The organism is Verrucomicrobiia bacterium, from assembly GCA_026414565.1.
Classification (GTDB): Bacteria; Verrucomicrobiota; Verrucomicrobiia; order Limisphaerales; family Fontisphaeraceae; genus Fontisphaera.
In genome coordinates this window covers 1-23,577 of sequence record JAOAIT010000055.1, presented here as the reverse complement: position 1 = coordinate 23,577, position 23,577 = coordinate 1, and the positions used below count along the sequence as shown (strand labels likewise).

17 protein-coding genes and 3 tRNA genes are annotated in these 23,577 nt (G+C 61.7%); all 20 read right to left on the bottom strand.

Annotated features, from left to right (window positions below; all coding sequences use genetic code 11):
* Positions 1 to 69: 69 nt before the first annotated feature.
* Entirely contained in the window at positions 70 to 468 is a 399-nt protein-coding gene (gene rplL, locus N3J91_12910; protein ID MCX8157321.1) for a 50S ribosomal protein L7/L12, read from the bottom strand.
* A gap of 155 nt (positions 469 to 623) precedes the next feature.
* Complete coding sequence (rplJ, locus tag N3J91_12905) at positions 624 to 1,151, bottom strand: 50S ribosomal protein L10 (GenBank protein ID MCX8157320.1); 528 nt, start codon at positions 1,149 to 1,151, stop codon at positions 624 to 626.
* A gap of 27 nt (positions 1,152 to 1,178) precedes the next feature.
* Positions 1,179 to 1,886: a 50S ribosomal protein L1 gene (gene rplA, locus N3J91_12900; GenBank protein MCX8157319.1), complete on the bottom strand. Its 708-nt coding sequence runs from the start codon at positions 1,884 to 1,886 to the stop codon at positions 1,179 to 1,181.
* 57 nt (positions 1,887 to 1,943) lie between these two features.
* A complete protein-coding gene (gene rplK, locus N3J91_12895; GenBank protein ID MCX8157318.1) occupies positions 1,944 to 2,369 on the bottom strand; it encodes a 50S ribosomal protein L11 in 426 nt (141 codons plus the stop codon).
* Positions 2,370 to 2,404: 35 nt separating this feature from the next.
* Positions 2,405 to 2,962, bottom strand: a complete 558-nt coding sequence (gene nusG, locus N3J91_12890; protein ID MCX8157317.1) for a transcription termination/antitermination protein NusG — start codon at positions 2,960 to 2,962, stop codon at positions 2,405 to 2,407.
* 17 nt (positions 2,963 to 2,979) lie between these two features.
* Complete coding sequence (secE, locus tag N3J91_12885) at positions 2,980 to 3,246, bottom strand: preprotein translocase subunit SecE (protein ID MCX8157316.1); 267 nt, start codon at positions 3,244 to 3,246, stop codon at positions 2,980 to 2,982.
* A gap of 15 nt (positions 3,247 to 3,261) precedes the next feature.
* Positions 3,262 to 3,350 (bottom strand) — tRNA-Ser (locus N3J91_12880).
* Between the two features lie 11 nt (positions 3,351 to 3,361).
* A tRNA-Trp gene (locus N3J91_12875) sits at positions 3,362 to 3,437 on the bottom strand.
* A 103-nt stretch (positions 3,438 to 3,540) separates the two neighbouring features.
* The gene (gene tuf / locus N3J91_12870) at positions 3,541 to 4,731 is read right to left on the bottom strand and encodes an elongation factor Tu (GenBank protein ID MCX8157315.1); all 1,191 of its coding nucleotides are present in this window, start codon (positions 4,729 to 4,731) and stop codon (positions 3,541 to 3,543) included.
* Between the two features lie 71 nt (positions 4,732 to 4,802).
* Positions 4,803 to 4,878 (bottom strand) — tRNA-Thr (locus N3J91_12865).
* 162 nt (positions 4,879 to 5,040) lie between these two features.
* Positions 5,041 to 5,982: a phosphatase PAP2 family protein gene (locus N3J91_12860; GenBank protein ID MCX8157314.1), complete on the bottom strand. Its 942-nt coding sequence runs from the start codon at positions 5,980 to 5,982 to the stop codon at positions 5,041 to 5,043.
* Between the two features lie 8 nt (positions 5,983 to 5,990).
* Complete coding sequence (locus tag N3J91_12855; GenBank protein MCX8157313.1) at positions 5,991 to 6,977, bottom strand: NAD(P)-dependent oxidoreductase; 987 nt, start codon at positions 6,975 to 6,977, stop codon at positions 5,991 to 5,993.
* A 6-nt stretch (positions 6,978 to 6,983) separates the two neighbouring features.
* Positions 6,984 to 8,165 (bottom strand): aminotransferase class I/II-fold pyridoxal phosphate-dependent enzyme, encoded by a 1,182-nt coding sequence (locus tag N3J91_12850; protein ID MCX8157312.1) that lies wholly within the window; start codon positions 8,163 to 8,165, stop codon positions 6,984 to 6,986.
* A gap of 290 nt (positions 8,166 to 8,455) precedes the next feature.
* Positions 8,456 to 9,211 carry a PepSY domain-containing protein gene (locus N3J91_12845; GenBank protein MCX8157311.1) on the bottom strand — a complete coding sequence of 252 codons (756 nt, stop codon included), beginning with the start codon at positions 9,209 to 9,211 and terminating at the stop codon, positions 8,456 to 8,458.
* Between the two features lie 56 nt (positions 9,212 to 9,267).
* The gene (locus tag N3J91_12840; GenBank protein MCX8157310.1) at positions 9,268 to 9,984 is read right to left on the bottom strand and encodes a DUF1559 domain-containing protein; all 717 of its coding nucleotides are present in this window, start codon (positions 9,982 to 9,984) and stop codon (positions 9,268 to 9,270) included.
* A gap of 157 nt (positions 9,985 to 10,141) precedes the next feature.
* Positions 10,142 to 10,930 (bottom strand): AraC family transcriptional regulator, encoded by a 789-nt coding sequence (locus N3J91_12835; GenBank protein MCX8157309.1) that lies wholly within the window; start codon positions 10,928 to 10,930, stop codon positions 10,142 to 10,144.
* 584 nt (positions 10,931 to 11,514) lie between these two features.
* Positions 11,515 to 16,215 carry a DEAD/DEAH box helicase gene (locus N3J91_12830; protein ID MCX8157308.1) on the bottom strand — a complete coding sequence of 1,567 codons (4,701 nt, stop codon included), beginning with the start codon at positions 16,213 to 16,215 and terminating at the stop codon, positions 11,515 to 11,517.
* Positions 16,216 to 16,422: 207 nt separating this feature from the next.
* The gene (locus tag N3J91_12825) at positions 16,423 to 17,832 is read right to left on the bottom strand and encodes a DUF1593 domain-containing protein (GenBank protein MCX8157307.1); all 1,410 of its coding nucleotides are present in this window, start codon (positions 17,830 to 17,832) and stop codon (positions 16,423 to 16,425) included.
* A gap of 41 nt (positions 17,833 to 17,873) precedes the next feature.
* Positions 17,874 to 21,374, bottom strand: coding sequence for a DUF5060 domain-containing protein (locus N3J91_12820; GenBank protein MCX8157306.1), 3,501 nt, complete (start codon positions 21,372 to 21,374; stop codon positions 17,874 to 17,876).
* Between the two features lie 337 nt (positions 21,375 to 21,711).
* A partial coding sequence (locus N3J91_12815) for a DUF5060 domain-containing protein (protein ID MCX8157305.1) occupies positions 21,712 to 23,577 on the bottom strand: 1,866 nt, incomplete at its 5' end.

The window sequence follows — 23,577 nt, the reverse complement described above, 5'->3', positions numbered from 1 at the left end:
CTGCCGGCTGTTACCTGGCCGGACCGCCAAAGGGGCGGCGCCACCCGGCGCCACCCCTTCGGCCGATGATTACTTGAGTTCCACGGATGCGCCGGCCTCTTCGAGCTTCTTCTTGGCCGCTTCGGCATCCGCCTTGTTGGCGCCTTCGAGCACCGGCTTGGGCGCGCCTTCCACCAGCGCCTTGGCTTCCGCCAGACCCAGACCGGCCTTGATTTCCCGCACCGCCTTGATGACGGGGATCTTCTTGTCCGCCGGCACCTTGGCCAGGATCACGTCAAAGGTGTCCTTGACCTCGGCAGGCGCGGCTGCCGCCCCGCCTCCCGCCGGCGCGCCACCGGCCGCCGCCACCGCCACCGGCGCGGCTGCCGTAACGCCCCACTTGGCTTCCAGTTCTTTGACCAGCTCCGCGATTTCCAAAACCGTCGCGTTGCTCAGTTCTTCCACGATTTTTGCTTTGTCCAGTGCCATAGGTCCTTTCTGTTTCGCCGCCCGGCGCGGCCGCGCCGGAATTCAGCCCGCTGCCCGCGGGCCGGCGAGTTACATGTTAAGTTTTTGTCTGTTTCCGCCCTCCGTTGGCCGCGCAGGGCGGAAAGGGTGATGAAGTCCGCTCAGGACTTGCATGGTCAGGCCGCGGCCGGGGCGGCGCCTTTTTCGGCTTTGGCCTGCAACACGCGGGCCAGTTGCGAGGCCGGCGTGTTGAGCAGCGCCACCAGCCGGCTGGCCGGCGTCTGCAGCAACCCCAGCAGTTTGGCCTGCAACACTTCCCGCGACGGCAGGTCCGCCAGCGCCAATACCATGGACGCATCCAGCCGCTGATTGTTCAAATATCCAAACCGGATTTTGGGCTTGTCCTGCTCGGCCGCGGCAAAGGCCTTCAACGCCTTGGCAGCCAAGGTCACGTCTTTCCGGCCTGTCACCACCGCCACCGGCCCCTCCAGCGGTCCGGTCAGCTCCACGCCGGCCTGCCGGGCGGCATGGCGAAAGATGGTGTTTTTCACCACGTGCAGCTCGGCTCCGGCCTCGGCCAGTTGGCGGCGCAGGGCGGTGAGCTGGGCCACTTTGAGGCCCGTGTAGTCCACGGCCAGGAAGAACGGCGAAGCGTTCAACCGGGCCAGATATTCCTGAGTCAAAAATTGTTTTTCCGCGCGCATGTTGATTTCCTCCGCAGCAGGCTGCTGTTAGGCGGTTGTGGCAAACTCCTTCAGGTCCACCGGCACCGGCGGACTCATGGTGGTGGAGAGGGTGCAGCTCAAAACATAACGCCCTTTGACGCTGGCCGGCCGCGCCTTGAAAATGGCTTCGATCACCGTCCGGGCGTTTTCCTCGATCTGTTCCGGGGGGAAGTTGATTTTGCCCACCGGCACATGCACGTTGCCGCCCTTGTCCACCTTGTATTCCACCCGGCCCGCCTTGAACTCCTTGACCGCCTTGGCGGTGTCATCGGTCACCGTGCCGGTTTTCGGGTTGGGCATCAACCCCCGGGGACCGAGGATTTTGCCCAGCTTGCGGACCTCGGTCATGGCCTCGGGCGTGGCGATGGCCACATCAAACTCGGCCCAGCCTTCCTGGCACTTCTTAATCATGTCGTCGAAGCCCACGTATTCCGCCCCGGCGGCCTTGGCGGCCTCGGCGGCCGCGCCCGGCTTGGCAAAGACGAGCACGCGCACCACCTTGCCGGTGCCGTGGGGCAGCGGCACGGTGCCGCGAATCATCTGATCGCTCTGTTTGGGATCCACGCCGAGGTGAAACGCCAGGTCCACCGTTTCAGTGAACTTGGCCCGGGGCATCTTGGCCAGCAGGGCCACCGCCGCCTTCAGGGGCTGCGGCTTGCGGTCGCCCAGCAGGCTGACCGCCTTTTTGTATCGTTTGCTGCGTTTGACTGCCATGGTTCAGGGTGCGGTGCCAGCGAGGGGGTGACCCTCTCCCGCGTTGGTTGGGAGGTGTTAGTCCACGATTTCAATGCCCATGTTGCGGGCCGTTCCCGCAATCATGCGGAACGCCGCCTCCTCCGAGTTGGCGTTCAAATCCTTCTGCTTGAGCTTCACAATTTCCATCACCTGCTTGCGCGTGACCTTGCCCACCTTTTCCTTGTTGGGCACCTTGGAGCCGCTGGCGATGCCGGCCGCCTTCTTGAGCAACACCGAGGCCGGCGGCGATTTGGTGATGAAAGTGAACGACTTGTCCTGGTACACCGTGATGACCACCGGGATGGTCATGCCGGCCTGGCTCTGGGTCTTGGCGTTGAACTCCTTGCAAAAGGCCATGATGTTCACGCCATGCTGACCGAGGGCAGGCCCCACCGGCGGCGCCGGATTGGCCTGGCCGGCGGTGATTTGCAATTTGATCTGACCGACAACTTTCTTTGCCATAAAACGTGCTTGTGCTTGACCAGGCGGCCACGCGTTCAGGTTTTCTCGACCTGCCAGTATTCAAGTTCCACCGGCGTGTTGCGCCCGAAAATGTTCACCGTCACCTTGAGCTTGCCGCGCTCGGGTTCGATTTCCTCAATCACCCCGCTGAAATTCAGGAACGGCCCATCATTGATCTTGACCGTCTCGCCCACCTCAAAGTTGACCTTGGGTTTCTCGACGTCTTCCGACTCGCTAATCTGCGCCTTGATGCTCTCAATTTCCTCGTCCGGCGTGGGGGCCGGCCGGTCCCCGCCCACAAAGCCAATGATCCCCTGCGTTTCGCGCACAAAATACCAGGGCCGGTCAATCAGCCGGTTGTTTTCATCCAGCAATTTCATGCGCAGAAAGACATAGCCGGGATAGAGCTTGCGGGTGCTGACGGTTTTTTTGCCGCCGCGCACGTCCACAATCTTCTCCATCGGCACCAGGACCTCCTCGATATAATCCTGCATCTCCTCGGCCTTGATGCGTTTTTCCAGGCTGTCCTTGACCTTGAGTTCCTGGCCGGCAAGGGTGTGGACAACAAACCACTGGCTTTTGGGTTGCGGCATAGACTCAAAGGCGGAGGCTAGACGGAGGTCACCACGTTGATGATCAGGGTTAACACCAGGTCCACGGCAATGGTAAACACGCTCAACAAGGCCACCGAGACGATCACCACCACCGTGCTGCCCTTCAATTCCTCCCGCCCGGGCCAGGTGCACTTGCGCAGCTCTTCCCGGGTCTCCTGGATATACCGATTCAGGCGCAGGAAATGCCCCTTCCGCCAGAGGTAAAACACCACGGCGGCCAGCACTGCCAGCCCCAGAATCTTCAAAATTTCACCCGTATCCATAATTGTGCTCTGACTTGGCGGAGAGGGAGGGATTCGAACCCCCGTCCCGCGACGCGGGAAGCGGTTTTCAAGACCGCCGCATTAGACCACTCTGCCACCTCTCCGGCAAAAAAACTGGCAGGGCGTGAGGGACTCGAACCCCCAACAGGCGGTTTTGGAGACCGCTACTCTACCAATTGAGCTAACGCCCTGTTGCCGCAGAGATTGTTGCTCACTGTCTCTCCGGTCGCTTGCCGGTGGTTCGCGCCGGGGCGCCCCGCTGCGGCGGGGCGCCTCCGCCGCCAAAACCTCAGGTTAGTCCAAGATCTCCGTGATACGGCCGGCCCCGATGGTGCGGCCGCCTTCGCGGATGGCAAAACGTTGCAGCTTCTCCATGGCCACCGGCGCAATCACCTTGATCTCCATGGAGACGTTGTCGCCCGGCATCACCATTTCCACGCCCTGCGGCAGCGTGACCGTGCCGGTCACGTCCGTGGTGCGGAAATAGAACTGCGGACGGTAATTGGTGAAGAACGGCGTGTGCCGGCCACCCTCTTCCTTGGACAGCACGTACACCTCGGCCTTGAAGTGGGTGTGCGGCGTGATCGAGCCGGGCTTGGCCAGCACCATGCCGCGCTCCACTTCGTCCTTCTTGATGCCGCGCAACAGCACGCCCACGTTGTCGCCCGCCTGGGCGCTGTCCAGCAGCTTGCGGAACATTTCAATGTCTGTGGCCACCGTCTTGCGGGTCTCCCGCAGACCGACGATTTCCACTTCCTCCATGCGCTTGAGCACGCCGCGCTCGACACGGCCGGTTACCACCGTGCCACGGCCTTCAATGTTGAACACGTCCTCAATGCACATCAAGAACGGCTTGTCCACCTCGCGGGTGGGCAGCGGGATGTACTTGTCAATGGCCTCCAGCAGGTCTTCCACCGCCTTGATGCCCTCGGGCTTCAAGTCCATCGCCGCGCGGGAGCTGCCGCGGATGACGGGGGCGTTGGCGCCGTCAAAACCGTATTTGGTCAGCAGGTCGCGCACCTCCATCTCCACCAGGTCCAGCAAATCCTTGTCGTCCACCAGGTCAATCTTGTTCAGGAAGACCACAATGGCCGGCACGCCCACCTGCCGGGCGAGCAGAATGTGCTCGCGGGTCTGGGGCATCGGGCCTTCGGCGGCGTCCACCACCAGGATGGCGCCGTCCATTTGGGCCGCGCCGGTGATCATGTTTTTAATGAAGTCGGCATGCCCCGGGCAGTCAATGTGGGCGTAATGCCGGGTGTTGCTTTCGTATTCGACGTGGGACACCGCGATGGTCACGGTCTTGGTTTCGTCACGCACTGTGCCGCCCTTGGTGATGTCGGCATAGCTGATCGGCTTGGCCAGGCCCTTCTGGGACTGCACATGCACGATTGCAGCGGTCAGCGTGGACTTCCCATGGTCAATGTGCCCAATCGTCCCCACGTTGACGTGTGGTTTCGTACGTTGAAATTGCTCTTTTGCCATCGCAGTTCCTACGGTTGATGTTTACGTTTTTCCACTCATGCCGGCGCCTCACGCCGGCGCAGATTTTGACATGGAGCCCATGATCAGGATTGAACTGATGACCTCGTCCTTACCAAGGACGCGCTCTGCCAACTGAGCTACATGGGCGTTCCATGCGTCACTTTCCTGTCATTGTAAAAGACAAAACTACCATTAGACCCTGTGTTCCTTCCCGAAAATCGCACAGGGACTAACGTAGTCGTCCTGTTTCAAGGCCCAATGACGGGGGCGAATCTACGCCTGCACCGGGAGCTTGTCAAAGGTTTTTTTTCAAGATTTTTCTGCGCCGCCGCCCGGCAACGCCGCAGGCCCTTCCAGCCGCCGGATCAGACGGTTGCCCGCCCAAATCATGAGCGCCGCCATCACCAGCCCCGCCGGCACATCCACTGCATAATGATACCGGCAATAAACCGTGCTCAAACACAATAAAAATACCACCACCGCATGCACCCACCGGATGGCCCGCAAATACCGGAAGGAAAAATACAACGTGGTCACCGCCACCGCCACATGACTGCTGGGAAAGGCGGCCCCGGGGGTCTCAAAATGATGGTAGATAATGGCCATGATCTGGTAAAAAAGCCCCTTTTGCACCGCCGCGGGAAACTCCGGCACCTGCGCCGGCATCACTGCGGCCGGCAGGTCAAAATTGCCAAAATCCCGGTAAAAAATGCGCGGGCCAACGACGGGCAGGAAGATGTACACCAGAAAACAGGCATAAAACACCACCGAGACCAGCGAAATGTAGTGGAAGAACTGCCGCCGGTCCTGCCGGTACAACGCCAGCCCGCAGCCGGTAATCATGAGGTAGTAGGAAAAGTAGGCTACGTAAAACACCTCGCTTACCCACAGATACGGCAACCGGTCCATGAACAACAAACTGGGCTGCCCCCCGAAAATTTGCTCCTCCAACCGGATAAACCACGGGTCCAGCATGCCCCGGGCAAACATCTGATTTAGATGGCCGGTTTCATTGTAAATTGGCACGTACAGGAGGATGGGGTAAAAATGGCGGACAAACCGCAGCAAAGCGCCATGCCGGCCGGTGGCCTCCTGCACGATCATGCCATGGATCATTGCCACCAGCCCAAAATGGCCGAGCACCAGCCAGCGCCACTGGGGCACAGTTTCATTGTGAAACAACAACACCAGCAACCCTACCAGGGCCACGTAGCCCTGGGTCGCGTAATCAATGAAACGATAATGCCGCATGGGCCCCCTTATTGCAGCCAGCCCGCCTGCCGGTACCAGTCCAGGGTGGCGGGCACGCCCTGCTCCACCGGCGTGGGCGCGCTGAAGCCCGTGCATTCCTTCAGCCGGCTTACATCGCACACCCAGCCCGGTGCCGCCAGCTCACGGTATTTTTGCAAATTGACCACCTGCGGCCGGCGGGTGACTTGATTGATGATTTCCTGCGCCGCACACACCGGCCACAAGGCCGCCACAGGCAGCACCAGGGGCACCGGTTTGAGGCCCCAGTAGCGCGCCGCCACCTCCCCCACCTGCCGCACGTGGATTACTTCGGCATGGGCCACGTGAAACACCTTGCCCACCGCCCCCGGGTGAGTCAGGCAATGCACGATGGCCGCCGCCAAATCCGGCGCGTACACCAGGCTCAACTGCTGCCGCCCTCCGCCAAAACACGGCAGCAGCCCCCGCCGCACCGCCTTGAACAGCTTGAAGAATTCGCTGTCGCGCGGCCCATACACCCCCGGCGGCCGCAGGATCACCGCCGGCACCCGGCATTGTTCCCGCACCACCTGTTCCGCAGCCAGTTTGCTCTGGCCGTAATCCGTCAGGGGACGCGGTGGATCGGTTTCGCGCGCGGGCCGGGCCGCGGTGGCCGGCCCGGTGACGGCCAGGCTGGAAACATGCACCAGCCGCTCGATGTGGCTGGCGTGGCGGTTGATGGCCGCCACCAGGTTCAAAGTCCCGGCGTGATTGACGCGAAAATACCCCTCCCGATCCAAGGCCTTGGTGGCTCCGGCGCAATGAATGACGTGTGTGACCCCCTCCAGGGCCGGCCCCAACGCCTCCAGCGCATCCAGCGCCCCCTCCTGCACTTCAACCTTGTCCCCATGCGGGGCAATCCACTGACGGGGACTCGTGGCCCGCAGCAGCAGCCGCACCGGGACGCCCGCCTGGACAAGGTGGTCCAGCACGTGGCTGCCCACCAGCCCGCTGGCGCCGGTCAACAGCACTTTCATGGCCCGCTAAATGATGCCCAGCTCACGCCCCACCTTGGCGAATTTGTCCAGCGCGAAGTCAATTTGGGCATCCGTATGCGTGGCCATCAGGCTCACCCGCAACAACTCCATGCCCGGCGGGATGCCCGGCGACACCACGGGATTCACAAACACCCCCTCCTGCTCCAGCCGCTTGCAAAATTGGAAGGTCTTGAGCAAATCCCGCACATACACCGGCAGGATGGGGGTTTGGGAGCCGCCCAAGTCAAAGCCCAGCGACAGGAGCCCTTGCTTCATGCGCTCGGTGTTGTGCCACAACCGGGCCATGCGCTCCGGCTCGCTCTGCATAATCTTGACCGCTGCCAGCACCGCCGCCGCATTGGCCGGACTCATGCTGGCGCTGAAAATGACCGTCTTGGAGTGGTGTTTCAGATAATCAATGGTCGCCGCATCCGATGCGATGAACCCTCCCAGGCTGGCCAGGGACTTGCTGAACGTGCCCATGATAAATTGCACCTGGTCCGTCAAACCGAAATGCGCCACCGTCCCCGCCCCGCCGGGGCCCAGCACCCCGATGCCGTGCGCATCGTCCACCATCACCGCCGCCCGATATTCCCGGGCCAGCCGGCAGACCTCGGGCAGGTTGATGATGTCCCCCTCCATGCTGAAAACGCCATCCACCACAATCAGCTTGCCGGCCTCCAAGGGTAGCTTTTGCAGGCGCGCCTCCAAAGCCTCCATGTCATTGTGCGCAAAGCGTGAATAATCGCCGAGGGCCAGGCGGCAGCCTTCCACCAGGCTGGCATGATTGCTTTTGTCGGCCAGGATGTACTCATCCTTGCCGGCCATGACGCTGATTACGCCCAAATTGACTTGAAAGCCGGTGCTGTAGAGGAGGACGGCCGGCTTGTTCACCAGCTTGGCCAAGGCTTCCTCCAACTCGAGGTGCAAATCCAGGGTGCCATTCAGAAAGCGCGAGCCGGCGCAGCCGCTGCCGTACTTGGCCACGGCCGCCATGGCGGCCTCCTTGATCTTGGGATGATTGGTCAGCCCCAGGTAGCTGTTGGAACCCAGCATCAACACCTTCCGGCCGTTCATGATCACCTCAGTGTCCTGCGCCGAGGAAATCATCCGGAAATAGGGGTACAGCCCTGCCGCGCGCACCTGCTCCGCGCTTTTGAACGCGCGCACCTTGTCAAACAGCGGCAAATCCGCCGTGCCCCCCGTGCCGCCGGACGGCGAACTGGCTCCCAAGCCCTGCTCAATTATGGGCGAATAAGTGTCCCGACTCATATTAGCCGGCCTTTTGTGTCGCAAGTTAAGGTTATTTATTCAATCAAAATTATTGGCTGTACCCCCTCCCCGCCCCCCCTCAGGGGGCGCAGATAGGAGCCTGAGCCTCCTGGTTCACCTCCTTTCCGCGCCTGCGCCGCCGGGAATAAGACAAGCGCAAGTGCCTGAACAAACGTTTAACTGCCCAAATGGCTATGTAAAGATGGTTACGATGTCCCGGCCCCATGGCGTGCGGCCGTGGCGGGCGTTGGGGCGCGCGCCACACCGGTTTGGAGAGCGCCTCTGGCTTGGCCCTCCGCCACGGCGGGGCTTGGGCGCGCGGCGGCATTGGCCCGCCGCAACAGGAGGGGCTTCAGCCACAGGTAAAGCCCGGAAAGCGTCAGAAAAAACAGCACCCCGGCCACACCGGTCATCACGGCCACCCCCACCGGCCCGCCGATTTTGCCGGTGTGCAAATCCAGCACGAACTTGCCCCAGTCGAAGCTCTTGATGGCTGTGCCATCGGGCGCACGGCGCGCTTTTTCATACGCGCCTTTGCTGAAGTGCGCGCCTGTGGCGGCAGAGATCCAGATTTCCGCCCCGCCCTGGCGCTTGATTTTATAAAGCCACTCGCCCTGCTCCAGCTTCAGCTCCACGCGCTCCAGGGGGGCGTCGCCCCACTGCTCCCGCGCCACGGCCAACGCCTGGGCCATCGAGACTGGCAACGTCTGCAAATGGCTCGCCTGGCGCGGTTCGCCTGCAGATTTGGCGGAGGAGGACGTTTTCTCCTTGTCCCCGGCGAGGGGCGCTGGTTCCAAACCCAGGGTCTGAAAAATGGGCTTTTTGTAATTCAGCACTATGCCGGTAAGGCTGACCACCACCAGAAACAAGGCCGCAATGACACCCGCCCAGCGGTGCCAGACGCGCGATTGAAGCAAGAGCCAGTTTTTGGGCTTTACCGTGGGAGTAGGGGAAGGATTCATACGTTTAGGAAATCGAGTTAATAATTGAGGCGCTTGATTCTCCACCATCCAACGTATCAGTCGTCCTTGGTTTCGCCCTTGGACTCTTTGTCCTGCTCCTTCGAGGCGATGGTAATCACGCGGCCGTCGCCCATGACCTTGTTGAAAACTTTGGCATGCCATTTGACCGGCCCCAGTTCGCCTTTGCTAATTTTCTCCTGCACCTTCCGGGGATCGTCCGAGTCCCACGGTTTGAACAAATCAAAGGCCATATCCATGGTGCCGCGGGCGGAGAAACGGTTTTTATAGAGGTCCTGCGGTTTCCGGCCGGTGTCCACCCCCTCCACCTGGTAGCTGGTGCCGCGCCGCTCAAAAACCGGCGTGGCATCGGTGGCGTCGCCGTGATCCGACGGGCACCGAAACACCCGCGAAGGCGGCCGGCCGTTGCTGCCCAGATACGGCGCCAGCAGGAGGTGAATGCCATTTTCCAGCGTCTGCAGTTCCTTGCCCTTGGCCACGTCCTCCGCCTTGAGGGAAGTCTTTTTGACCTCATATTTTACCGGCATGGAATCTTCGTTATCCTGGGCGTACATGGCCATGGCCAGATAGACCTGCCGCAGGTTGGAAACGCAGTTGGTACGCCGCGCCCGTTCGCGGGCGCTGCTCAACGCCGGCAAAAGCAGGCTGGCCAGCAGGGCGATGATCGCCATCACCACCAGCAACTCAATCAAGGTGAATCCCGCCTTCCACCATCCGGCGGGGCGGCCGACCGAGGTTTTCAGGTTGTTCCTCATGCCCTCCTTGATACGCCATGCCCCCGCCCGCGCGCTAACGGCCGCTTGCGTTTCTTTGTCGGCCCCTTGCGTTCTTGCGCCGCTCGCGACAAGCGCCGGGCGGGATGAGACGAGACGAAAAGATCCTCCTCAACTTAAACGGCTAAAATCAACCGGCTCAGGACCGGGGTTTCTGGGCGGGCGTCTGGAGCGGATACAACCCCGGGCAGCAACCAAACCGCTCGCGAAATGCCTGGCTGAAATGGCTCAAGCTGGAGTACCCCACCGAGAAGGCGGCCTCGGTGACATTGCCCCGGCCCTGCCGCAGCAATTCGGCGGCGCGATCCAGGCGCAAATCGCGCAGGTATTGAAAAATGCCGCACCCCATGGCCTGCGCAAAAATGCGGCTCAAATAGCAGGGGCTGACCCCCACCGCCCGGCCAATTTGCTCCAGGGTCAGCGGCTCCGCCAGATGCTCGCGCAAGTAGGCCGCCACGGCCAGCGCGCGCTCCTGATTGAGGCGTTGCAGGCGGGATGCCGCCTGCTCATCCGGGCAGGGTTCTGCGGGGCCGGGCGCCACCAAAAAAAGGCTCGCCGCCTCCAGCGCCTTGGCCTGGTACCAGAGCCGGCACACCTGGGCCACCGGAGGCGGATGCCGCAAAGTGCCAATCAACAAACGATGCGCCGGCGTGAAGGCCACAGGGTCGGACAGGGTCAGGCGGGTCCGCCCCGCCAGCAGCCGCTGCACCGCCGAATGCCAGGGAGGGTTGTCCTTTTTTTGTCGCCTCAAAAACGCCAGGGAAAGCTCCAGGGTGATGAACTGATGCCGCTGGGCGCCGGCCCGCTCCGCGTGCAGCTCACCACGGCGCCGCCCGTAAAAAGCCGCCGTGCCCGGCTCCAGTTGCACCGCCTCGCCGTCCGCGGCGCAGATTTTGCCGTGGCCCGCCAAATTCAGACAGATGGCCACACTTTCCGGAAAAACCGCCGGCTGATACGCCAAGGAACGCGGCGGACAGACCTCATGCCACTGCACCCGGAAATCCCGGCCTCCGCTGCTGTCCGGCCGCGCGGCGCCGCCCGGGGGGCATGCCGAATCTGCCGCCCCCGCCAGGGGGCAAATGGCGGGACCATCCGGTTGCTCGACCGGACACGACGCGGCGGATGAACACGGGCGCTCGCCCATAGCCGCGACAACCTAAGACAAATGAGACTGAGTCTCAAGTGCAAAATCACCCCATACGAGGTCCACACCCCCCACCTTCCCCTCCCGCCGCCCGCCTGAACACCCTCCCTCCTGCCGCTTGCAACTGGCCCAAGACAATGCTGATGAATCCGGCTGGCACGGCCTCCGAGCGCATCAGGCGCAACACGCAATCATTAGCTTTGAGGCCATTGTAAAGGACTGATCGCCAATGAGCGACGCCAACGCCAGCCCAACGTCCGGCACAGTCTCACTGAGCAAATGCAACGGCCATCTTGTGCCAGCCGCCAGATAAACGCCTGGGAGATTCCTCTGCGTATTTCACCAGGGTGTGCATCAGGAGACAGAGACTACATATTAGTCGAAAAATATCGCTGGCAGTAGTGGTAGGGATGGCGGTCTTGGAATCGGCCCAAGTTGTCCAAGACGGTCACGATCCGGCAAGTTTCCGTGCCACCGTTTTTCGGGCCACGCAGCCCACGCCCCACCATCTGCATGTAGCGAACAGGGCTGAAGACCTGCCGGGCAATAAGGATCATGTCGGTCTTCGGTGCATCAAAGCCGGTGCTGAGAACCGTGTGATTGCAGAGCACGCGGATTTCGCCGCGTTGGTAACGTTCAAGGAAGTAACGCCGGGCCGCGGGCGCTGTTTTACCACTCACCGCCGCTGCTGGAATACGCTCCAGATTCAGGCGGGCGGACATCTCTTCTGCGTGAAGCACTGAATTGGCGAAGAAAAGGATGGACTTTTCTTCGGCGCTCTTGATCCGTGCGACAAGGCGTTCGTTGCGCTGCTCGTTTCGGGCGAGGGATTGGTTTATATTTTCCAGCTGCCTTTCGAAATCAGGGCCCCCGCCACTGTCAAGCAGTGACATCAACTCGTCGAGAAGGTCTTCAGACACGGCGACGCCCGAGTCGAGCGGTTCTGCTATGACCTTGGCCAGAACACCTTGGACAAGCAATTTCCGGTGCAGGTTTTGCTGGTCTGGCGGAAGCCAGCGCTGGTCGAAACGGCGGGCGAGGCGCCGGCTTTCCTCATCGTCCGTTCGAAATGGTGTCGCGCTCAAGCCCAGAATCGGCGGCTCTTCTTTTGGCGGCTGTCCGAAACGTGGAGCTTCTGCATCCAGCCATCGAAGCAGGTTTGTATAACTGGGTGTGATGGCATGGTGGCACTCGTCCACCACGACGAGGCCGGGCTTTTGCAGCCACTCTAAATTGGTCCCCCCCATTCGGTTTTGCAGGGTTTGAATGGAGGCAATTACGACGACTGGTTTGCCCGGCTCGTAAGCCGCGGGGTCTGGGTGTCCGCCCCAAAAACGGATGATCCGCAAGTTAGTCCGCTGCGCTCCGAGATTGATCCAGACTTGTCGAAATGCCTGCACCGCCTGCTCGCAGAGTTCATCTGTCTGCGCGACCCACAGCACACTGCGTTGTTCCCCTTCGGGTTTGAGCACCAGCAACACTGCGGCCTCGACTGTTACCCGTGTTTTGCCGCCGCCTGTTGGCAGGCTGATCACGGCGCGGCGACGACCTTGATTGGACTTGAGCAAGGTCTTGATGCCAGCCAGGATTTCTTCCTGAAAATCGTGGAGAGGCGGCAAATCAATCGGTCCACTGATTATCTCCTCCGGCTCGCGTCGCCCTTCAGCTGAAGCGGCGAATTCCTCTGGAAAACCGATGCTGGCAACGAAGGCACGGGCTTCGGCTGAGTTCCACCGTGATGGGGGTTTCAATCCTTCGTCCTTCAATGCGTCTTTCAGAGTGACAAGCGTGGCCGGACCGAGTTGTGCAAGGATCAATTCGGCAAGTTGCAGCGGCTGGCACTGCCGGATGAATTCCATTCCGGCCAAACCACCAAGAGCTTTTTCTAGCGGTTCGCGCCGGTTTCCAACGGCCAACAGCAATCGCTCGGCGAGCGTGTTGCCTCCAGCCACCCTTGCGCGCAGCGCGTCAACCTGTGCATCCCCTAAAATTCGCAACGCTTCTTCCGGGGTGTACATCAACCAGCCAGCAGGTGCAACCTCGGCTAACAGGTGCCTAAGCCGTTCGGCCCTTGACCACTTGGACAGCTCAGCCAAATCGAGGAACAAGCAATTTTGCCACATAAGGCATGGCACAGGCTCGGCCTGGCCAGCGATGTTCAGCTTCAGCCCTGCTACTGGCTGGCAGCGGGCGGTATCCTTCACCTCAGACTGCATGACTTCGGCAAGCTCAGGCACGGTGAAAACAAGCAGCGCTGCCGGGCCGATCTGCTGCGTCCACTCAGGGAACATTAAGCTTTCCAGGTTCTGCGCTCCTTTGTTTAACCAGAGCTGCAGCGTTTCATTATCCAGCGTGACCACGATGCGACCGTTCGTGCGAGCGCGACGAGCAAGGTCAGGCGACCCGCTTACAAAAACTTGGGACAAGGGAATTGCGCCTGTCGCACTAGGGAGCGTTTCGGGAACTATGCCATCCTTTGCCGCACCGCTCCAAAGAGCTTGCAGCGAGTCGTCCGCAACTGCCCCGTCCGTGGCCAGCAGCTTTATCAACGCGTGCCACAGCGCCTGAATTTCCTTCTCAGTTGCCCGCACCTGCGGCTCAACACCGTCGTGTTTTTCGAGCGCTAGCTTTAGTTGCGTCCAGACGGGCAGTTTGGCCAGTGCAGGCTCATGCCGCCGCGCGAGGATCGCCGCAAGACATACTATGTAGTCGCCCACTTGCACTACCCCGTGTTGCAGCAAAAACCAAGGCAAAGGATGCGGAACGTGAATCTCAGGGTAGCTTCGTACACTGGAGTGCCCGAATTGTACGCTCTCCGGGAACTCGCCCCCGCCAAGCTGATCAATAAAGTATGCGGTCAGCTTTGCTCGAGCTGGGCCGATCAATTTCGGAAGGAAAAGCCAGCCTTTTGGAAACTCAAACCTTGACGGCTTTAGGTAATCCCAGCGTGCCCGTCCATCCACATGGCGGCGGTAGTAAGCGCGCCAATGCCGGAGCCAATTGTCTAAGGCCAAGCAGTCTCGAACAGTAACCTTCCCCTTTGGAAAGTCCGATACCCCTAAGCGTTTCAACAACTCGATATCAGTAGCGTGCACAGCCGGATCAACAAGGACATTCTTATTTGATGAGCTCTCCTCCGCGCTGACCAGTTCCCCTGGAAGCAGCACTTCATCTTGCGGAACCCATTGGCCGTCGTTTCGCCTGACCTGGACTTGGCTGCCATTCTCAGTGATGAATTCTTGAGCTACCCCCGGGGGAGCTTTTCTGAGTAGGTTCCAGAATGCCAACCATCCTTTGTCCTGGCTGTCGGCAGGGGAATCGGGGATTCCGCGTAACGCCTCCCGAAGGACGTCAAGCCACACGCTTTCGTCCAGCGGTTTGACTTTCATCACCTCGGTTATAATCCGCCTCGCCTCGGCCTGTTCACATAACACGCGGGCAACGGGATGTCGGCCATCCGGCACACGCGTGCCTTCCGGGGCGAACACCGCCTGGTTGGCCGTCACCAGCTTCCCCCGGTCCGTCAAGATGATTGCTAGTGTAGGCCGAACCTGAGAACTCCATTCCCAGGGCAAGCAGTGATCTGCATAGGCTGCGGCGAGCTTTAAAACCTCGACTGCCCGGGCCAGCTCAGTAGAAGCCACCGCTGCAAACCACGCAGAAGGCGCCTGTTTACGCAGAACTGGTTCGTGCGGGGTTTGAGTTCCGCGCGCGGCCAGCCGCTCCGCCAAGGCATTTAGCCGACTGCCCCGCTGGCGCTCATAACAGGAAGGATGAACCAGTTCGGTCTTTTGCTCATTCTTGGCGAGCCTCTGCCACTGGTTGGCAATGTCGGCATCGTCCAGTGGATGGCGCCACAACTTGAGCGCTGGCCTTAGCTTCCCAGCCGCATTGGGCACGGCGGCGGCGCTTTCCAATGCCTTCCAGACTGCCTCGACCAGTGGAGCTGCATCCTCATCCGTACGCGCCAGCTGACGTGGGAAAGCATCCAGAGGCCGCCCCGGATCTTCAGGCGTGGAAAGTGTGGGTAACGTCTCCACAATAAGCCGGGCCGCTTCATACATTAGCGCCGAGTTCCACTCCCCGCCAATAATCGCATTCCGATCACTGTTCAGCTTCCACGGCGCATTAACAATGCCCGGCAAGTAAGTTGGGGTGTGCGTCGGGAAGAACGCCCAGAAACGTCCGGCTTCCTCCCGCTTCGCATCCAGCGGCACAGCCCAAGCCACCGGAACTTTCTCGCGGGCGTGAATGTGGGTTGCGTCGGCACGGGCGCGCACGTCGGTAATGGCCACTTCGCGGCAAACGACCTGCCAAAGCGACTCTTCCGCCCCGATGCGAAGAATACGGCGAACGCCATTAGGCTTAGCACAAATTGTTCGAGGCGGCTTTTCTCCGTCATCCAACTCTAAAACCAGGGAGACGGGCAGAAAGAGCAGAAACTCCGCCGGGAAGGCACTGATCTCCTGCCGTAAGTGGGCCTCCATGTCGGCCGTCTTGATCTCGGCACGCACGATGGTTTCGGCCCAGGCCAAGTCTGCCAGCAATGGGTCAGCAGCCCGCTCTGATTCATCGAGCGACCATGCCAGCCGCAACCCCGGGACTTCGGTCACACCAAACCTTTCCCGCAACTCACGCCGACACCGCTCTGGATCGAATCGCACAGCCCCACAGGAACGGGTGAATAAATCTATGCATCCACCCAGCCGGAGCAATGACTTGAAGCCGAGTCCAAACCGGCCAATCTGATTGCCACGCTTGGGGGAAGAATGGGAACTCATCAGAGCATCGATGCCTTCCTCACTAAGAGGGGCGCCTGTGTTGGCAACGTAAAGTCGTGAGCCGCGAAGGATCACCTGTACAATATTGCCGGAGGACAAGGAATTTCCCTGCTCGCAAGCCTCTAAAACAGCGTCAGCTCCATTCTGGACAAGCTCCATCACCTGCCGATATCCATAGCCACCGGCCAGTACCACCTGTTCGATTCCATAATGTTCACGCAGGAGTGCCGGACGCGCCTCGTAAGCTTTAAGGGTGCTCTCCCGTAGTCGGTTGACAGTTAGTTCCATGGATTCACGCGCGAAGTATAGCGAATCCCGCACGCTTCTTCACCCAAAACTTTTCCGCCACGACGCAGCCCAGTGAACATGGCGTCATCAAGCCCATCGAAACCAAACGCCTGCCGGTGAGGTTTGGGGGGCACTGGCCGGGGAGCTGGGCGTTGCGCATTGGCGGGGGGCCGGGGGTGCGGGGCGGGCACTGGCGGGGTGCGCGCCTTACGGGGCGGGCGTGCCGGTCAGGATAACCCGGCGATATGCCACCAGGGACGGGCTGCCGTTATCGCGCACCTCGAGCACGAGATGCACCGTTTGGTCGCCCAAGTCATCGGGCGCCGTCCAGCGCAACACCGGCTGATGCGCCTCCGGGAGCTTGAGCGGTTTGGAGTAGGTGCCCGTCTCCTGATAGTGCCACCATTTATAGGTCAGTTCGTTGCCGTCAGGGTCGGCGGTGCCGGCGGCATCCAGCGTCAAGGTTTGCCCGGGCCTGGCCGCCAGCCGTAAAACCTTGGCCGAGCGGTCCCCATTCAACACCACTCTGGGCGGGTGGTTGACCTCGCCGGGCGGTTTGATGGTGTACTGGAGACGGGCCAGGAAACTGGCGCGCACGTCGGGCGCCCAGCGTTTCAGCTCGCGGTCGCGCACGCGCGCGGTCGAGAAGACATTGGGCCACGGCTGGCCGTCACCTTTGCCCGGTGTGAAACGGCCGCCCCACGAACCTTGGGTGGGATCCCAGGGGTCGTTCAGGCCCAGATTGGCACTCAGCAAAAAGAGGAAGGCCGGGGTGTCCCCTTCGCCGCCGCGGTCATAGAGCGCGGCCAGCGGGCCATGCTCGGGCACCTGCGCCGTGATGGCCTGGGACTCGCCAATGTAAAACCAGAAATGATTGATGTCCACCAGCAGCCGCGCCGGCGGGTGAAGAAAGCGGGGGCCGCTCCACGGCGTCCAGGCAAAATCCTGGATTTTGCCCGGCGGCGTGGCCTGCCAGCGGGGAAGGTCAAAGAAGTAATCCATGGTGATGTCCTGCAAGTGGATGGAATAGACATGCACTTTGGCCATGATTTGCGCCACCCGCTCCGCCGGCTGCCGGCTTTGCAGGCAGTACAGCGCCTGCGAAAAAACCAGAGGCGCGCCCCACAGACCGACGTACAAGGGGCGAGGATTGTCGCGCAGCAGCACTTCGACCAAAAAGTCTGAAGCCTCGGAGTCCTTGGGCTGGCCGTTGGGCGTGCGGCCTTCACCGATCCAGTCGTCCACTTTATGGCCCTTGGTCAGCCAGATGATTGGCAGGGCGCCGTGGCCGCGTTTGGTGATGCGGCGTAAGTATTCGGGGGTGGGATAGGCCGGGTCGTGCGCCTTGAGCCGGTCATAGACTTTGGCGTAGGCGTCTAAAATCGCCTGCACTTTTTTCCAAGGGGCGTCGGAGTTCCACCGGTGGTCCGGCTCCTGGGGCGCGATGGTGATCGCTTCAAGATCCAGCTCGTTGGCGTAATACAACATGCGGATCAGCGAGTTGCCGTCGTCGTGAGTCATATCGCTGACCACCACGCAACGCGGTTTCTCCGCTGCCGCCAGGCTGGCGGCCAGGAGCACAGAGAGGAGGGCGCCGGGGTTGCACGCTTTTGTCATGGCCAGCAGGTGTGGAATTCTGGTGTGGTTATATTTCCGGATCATGGGTCCATCATGGTGGTCCAAGCGGGAATAGTCACCGCCGGTTTGTTCTTTTGTTTGATGGTGAAGGCCATGTCGTTCATGCGCAGGATGTCGTTCTGCACCCAGACTTCCCAACCGGCGAGGATGACCAGGCAGTAATCTTCAGCGCGGTAGAAGCCCTGGGCGATGCACCAGTCAATGAGGGCTTTGATGTCCACGTTGCGGATTTCCACCACCCCATTGTCATCGGGCGTCAATGGCGGTTCCAACATCGGGATGATGAAGCGCCCCATGCCGGAGCTGGTTCCCTGGTCGGCAAAGCGCCAGGTCCGTCCGTCCACCACCGTGCGGCCGCGCACGGTGCCCCAATGGTTGGAGGGGATGTTGACGCCATAGACCGTCGGCGCGAAATCGCCCCGGTTGAATTTGCCCTGGGGCTGGTCGGAGAAATAAAGCTGCCAATAGATTTTGAACATTTGGTTGGTCTTGCCCAACGGCACAGTCGCCGAGAGAGAGGCTTTCAGCACTTCCAGCTCGCTCAGCCTGATGGGAAAAGGCGAATTGGTGGAGATATTGCCCCAGTCGCTGCCCACTCCCACCCACGGGGCCGACACCGGAAAATCCCAGCGGTTGCCATTGTGCGTGGTCCACCAACTGGCCGTGGGCGGCCCGAAGCGGACCCGCAGGGAGCCTTTTTCGCCCGCCCAGCGATTGTTGTTGAACTGGAGGCCGTCGTGATTCAGGTAGCTTTTCCACTCGCGCGTGGTCCAGTCAAACCGCGTCAACAGCAGCGCCCAGTCCCCTTCGCCGGGCGGTTCCGGGGTCTCCCAGACCGGCCCGCTGGCATCGGGCTGTTTCAGCCACTCGCCGGTGCGGGGATTGAACCAGCGGGCGCGATAACTCAGGGGGCCTTGGAGGGTGATTTTCACGCGGGCCGAGCGTGGCAGATACACCGCATAAACCTCGCCCGTCTCCGCCAAGCACAAGGCCGGGGGCTGGACCAAATCATTGCGCGGCTCGGCGCGCCACCAGTCGAAGGCGGTAAAAAAGTCCACCAGATGCACGTGGCCGCGCAACAGGGTCATGGTGTCATCGCCGCGCCCGTTGACCCAGCCGCCGCCGGTGTCCGGGGGAAAACCGGTGCCGCGGTTGGCGGTCTCACCGGTGGTTTGGTAACACCCCGCCATGGCAATTTCCCACGCGCACCGGCGGCGGGAATCGGCGTTGCGTTCACCGGGCTGCTTTTCCCACAAGTCTTCATAGCCGTATTCCTCATTGATTTGCGGGATGATGCGGCCGGTGGCCGCCTGCCTGGCGCGCTCCCCCAGCAGAAAGGCATTCTGACCGGCATCCCAGCGCTGGATCAGTTGCATGTCGTTCCAGGTCTGGCCGGGCGTGCGGTAAATCTTGTTGTGCGCGGACAACAGATGATCGTAGGGGTCCCATTGTTTGACCAGCGGCCCCAGCCAGTCGCACCACTTGGGCACTTCGCGATGGGCATCGTGCTCATTGCCCAGGTCCCACGTCACATTGCTGAAGGCCGCCAGCCGCGCCACGCCGTAACGGTAGTACCGCTGTTCGTCCTCGCTGTACGCCGCAAAGGGGGTGGGCAGGACCTGATAACCGATAAAAAATATCACCGAGATAATGACATCCCGCTCGCGGGCGTACCGCAGCATGCGTTCAAACTTCTGCCAATACTCGACGTTGAAGCGGGCAAGGTCGAAGCCGGGATTCTGCACGTCGTCCGGCCGCGCGGCGAGCCAGGGATTTAAGTACAGCTTGAAGCCGGCGGTGGACCTGACCGGCTGGTTCCAGGGGCGGTCGCCATTGCGGCCATAAACCAGCACGCGCAGGCGGTTAATCTTGCAGGCGGCCAGGCGGTCAATGGCCTGGCGGATGACCGCGTCGTCCTGCCAACCCATCAAGTAGTAGGTGGTGGTGCCGTTCCAAAAGTAATGCTCGCCGGTGCCTTCCCAGAGGAAATGATTCGGATATTTCGGGTCCACGCGCAGGATGCCACGGCGATTGGCGCGCCGGGCGTTGAACGCCCCCTCGTGCGCCAGCGTCTGATCTCCGTGGCGCAGCGTGACCTTGTAGCGATATTCGCCCGGTTGGGACGGCATGAAGCGGAGGCGATACACGCTGCCATCCTGGCTGTCGCAGAAGCCGTCCACTTTTACCGCGGCGCCGCCTTTGGCCGGCATGAACTCTCCTTCCACGACTGCATTGGTGAATGGGTTGCCGCTGATGGGTGGCTCCGGCCGCAGCGTGATTTCCACAAAGTCATAGACCTCCACCGTATTGGTGGACAACGCGGCCCGCAGTTGCCGGGCTGGCGACGGGGAAATCCCCGAGGATGACACGCCGCCTGGGTCGGCGGCGCGCCGGTAGGCCTGAGCGTTGAGCAGACGGGCGTTGGCGAAGGCTTTGACGCGCGCTTCGTTCACCTCGGTGAACCGGGTCACGTGCAACACCTGCCCCCCGCGAATCTCCCGCAACGCCGCGCCACTGAAAATGCCCGGCAGCCAGGCATGCAAAAAGGTGCCGTCCAGATAACCATCAGCTTTTTTGGGGCCCTGACAATATTCGCCGCGGGTCTGGAATTGTTTGACGATATGATCCAGCAGCGGCACGCGCAGTTCCGTCAGTTGTCGCCACTCGCCGCTGCGGGCGTCGTTTTCCCGGCCCTCGGCCTTCTCCGGGCGCGGCAGCACACGCCACTGGTTCTGCGCCGGCTTGGTAATCCACCAGTTGTCGTCGCCCCAGCTCACCACGCGGAAGTGAGCGGCGATCAGTTTGGAGGCCCACTGGTAATGCCCGTTATAAACCCGCAGATCGGTGTAATACACGATGCACTTGTGCGCGATGGACGGGTCCAGCCCGTACGCCGAGGCCAGCGTGGCGCCCTGCCCGCCGATGTTGACGATGACGGGCCGCTGCGGATCACGCGCAAAGTGCTCGTTGATGAGCCGCACGTACAACCGCGCGCCCGCCGAATCCTTGTTTTCACCCGCCTTTTCGTTGGGCGCCTCGGTGCCCACGGTGATCGGCGGGATGCGCTCCATTCGCAAGCCGCTTAATTCGGCGTTGCGGCGCGAATCATGCGCGGTTTGGATCCAGCCCGGTTTGGAAAAGCCCCAGAAATCCGTCAGCACCGGCGTGACGATGAGCGCCACGAGGTTCATCTCGCCCTCGCTGGCCATCACGTACGCCAGCTCGTCGTCAAAGACATCGTCATACACGTCGTTGTCGTAGATCACCGGATTGGTGACAGGCTCGCCAGCGGGCCGGGTGATGCCGTGAATGTACAGTCCCTCCGGGTAACCGGGGCGATTGAAACCCCAATCGCCGATGACCAGATTGGTGGCCGCCTGCCAGTCGGTGGTTTCCGCCCGCCAGCGGGCGGGCTGGCGGCCCTCGGTGGGCGGGGTGACGGCGGCGGCCAGAGTGCCGCAACCAGCCCAAAGCATGAAGAACGGCCATAAATAACGAGGGGGAAATGGGATCAAGTTCATGGCAGTGAGCTGCTAAAGGTCATTTCTTCATGGAGCTGACAAGAAATCGCCCCTATGGGAACATCCGCTGCCCGGCAGCGCCTTCAGTGCCACGGCCAGCGGGATTTTTCATGGTGTCACAACTGAGGAAAACCTTCTCCGATTCCCCCCCCCCCACGGCAAGTCTTTTTGCCGCCCCACTGAGGTTGCCTCCCTTGCCGCGGCCGCCCGCTCGAAGCCGTCATGGCCGCTGTCGCCACGCGGGCGGACGCGGGGCGCGCCAAGTCCATCCAGGAGTCACTTCTGAGTGCGGAATATGCGGCCAGAAGGTTCCAGCCCTTGGAGTTCATCCCGGTCCTTACGGCGCCGGTTCCAATTGCAACACCCAATCATCCCCGCCAGGCGGCGGAGTTACCGGCTGGTCATCGCGCATCACACCGCCATCCCGGCGCGGATATGGCGGGCGGGTGTCAATCCATGTGGCACGCCACGCGCCGTCGCCCACCCGCACAGTGACCGGCTGGCTGGTTTCCAAGTACACCAGGAACAGGCGCCCCGGCTCGGCCAAACAATGGGCATGCGCGCCCTTCACCAAATCCGGGCGCGGCTTCAGGCTGCCAAAGGGCAGCGCGGCGCAAAGGTCCCAGGCGCGTTTGACGGCGGCGTGGCGGTTCGTTTTGCAGGCGGCCAAATCAAGCGTGCCGGAAAACCCGCTGGAGGAATCGCCTGAATTATCGGCAAAAACCAGCGCGGCGGCGCAAAAATGGATGACAAAGGTGTTTTTGCGGAGGTCGTCATCCGAATAATCCCGCTTGATGCCCTGGATGTGATAGGTGTTGCCGGACCACAGCGTCTCCTGCGCCAGCAACGGTTTGGCCGGGTGATGGCTTTCGAGCAACCCCCGGGCCAGGTGAGCGCGGTTGACGGTCTTCGGTCCCTGCAGCGTGCCGTAAGTCAGCCACGGTTCATTACGAAATTCATCATCGCCCGTGCGGTTGTGCACCGAGAGCGGTTTGCCAAACACGTTATGCTGCTGGATGAGCGCGCCCAGACGATTGACCTCCTCGCGGCTCAGGTAGGGGTGCTCGCGCAGCAATGGTTCCGGGCCGGCAACATTCAACAACAGGTTCCAGTAAGCCCCCAGGCGGGCATAGGTGTAGCGCACGTACAGCGCCTGGTCCTGGGGCGAGCGGGGGAAATTGGCATCCCGACCAAAAAAACCGGCGAAGGGATACACCAGGATGCGGCGGCGGGCCAGCGCCTCGAGCTGGGTTTCCAGCCAGGCAAACTCGGCCGGATTCAGGGGCCAGAGCGCGGGCGTTTGCCAGCCGCGGCCGCGGCCCGGGGCGTTGCGATTCAAGTAATGACTGGCCACTGAAAGCAGGTTGTATTCATGCGCCTGCACCCAATCGAGAAACGCTTCGCGCTGTGGATCAGCAAAGTTGCGGGCAAAAAAGCGGTCGCCCACATGCAGGCCCCGCACCAGCACCGCCGGCCCGTCCCGGTAACCAAACCAGACGGGGTTGGGTTGGTGTACGGTAATCATCCCCGGGCCGTCGGATGCCACACACTCGAACTCTCCCTGCAAAGCCGGCGCGCCATCAGAAAAAGCGGCGCTCACCTTCCACCGGCCCGGGCGGTCGGGCATGAAGCGAAGTCGCCACGTCTGGCCGCCGTCGTAAAACCCCCAGAACTTCACCGAGCTGCCATCCGGACGGGTAAAAGTGGCATCGAGCGAAACATCACGAAACGGGTCCGGGTAATTGCGGTTGGCGTCCACCGCCACCTCCAGACGGTCCCATTGCTTGACCCGGGGCGGAATCTGGCGCGGCACCGCCATTGTGGCGGGGCGGACAGGCTGCGCGGCCGGACGGGGGGCCTCGGCGGCCGGCCGCACAGCCTGGGCGATGAGTGGCATCAGCCACAAGCCCGACGTTCCGGCCAGTTGGTCATTATTCACCTGGTCGCCCTCTTCCCAACAAGCCCAGACCTGGCCGTCCGGCGTGGTGGCAAGCGCCACGAAACCCAGCTTGTGCCCCCGCGGCGCGGGCAGGCGTTGCTCGCCAACCCACTGGCCATTCAGGCGCGCATTCCAGCGCCCGCCAAAACTGGCCGCGTACAAGTTGCCCGCCTTGTCCGCCGCCAACACCGGCAGATCGCGGCGGCCGGAAGAGAGGGCGCGGCCCAGGGAGCGCCATTCGGACGGCATGCCCACGCGTTGGTG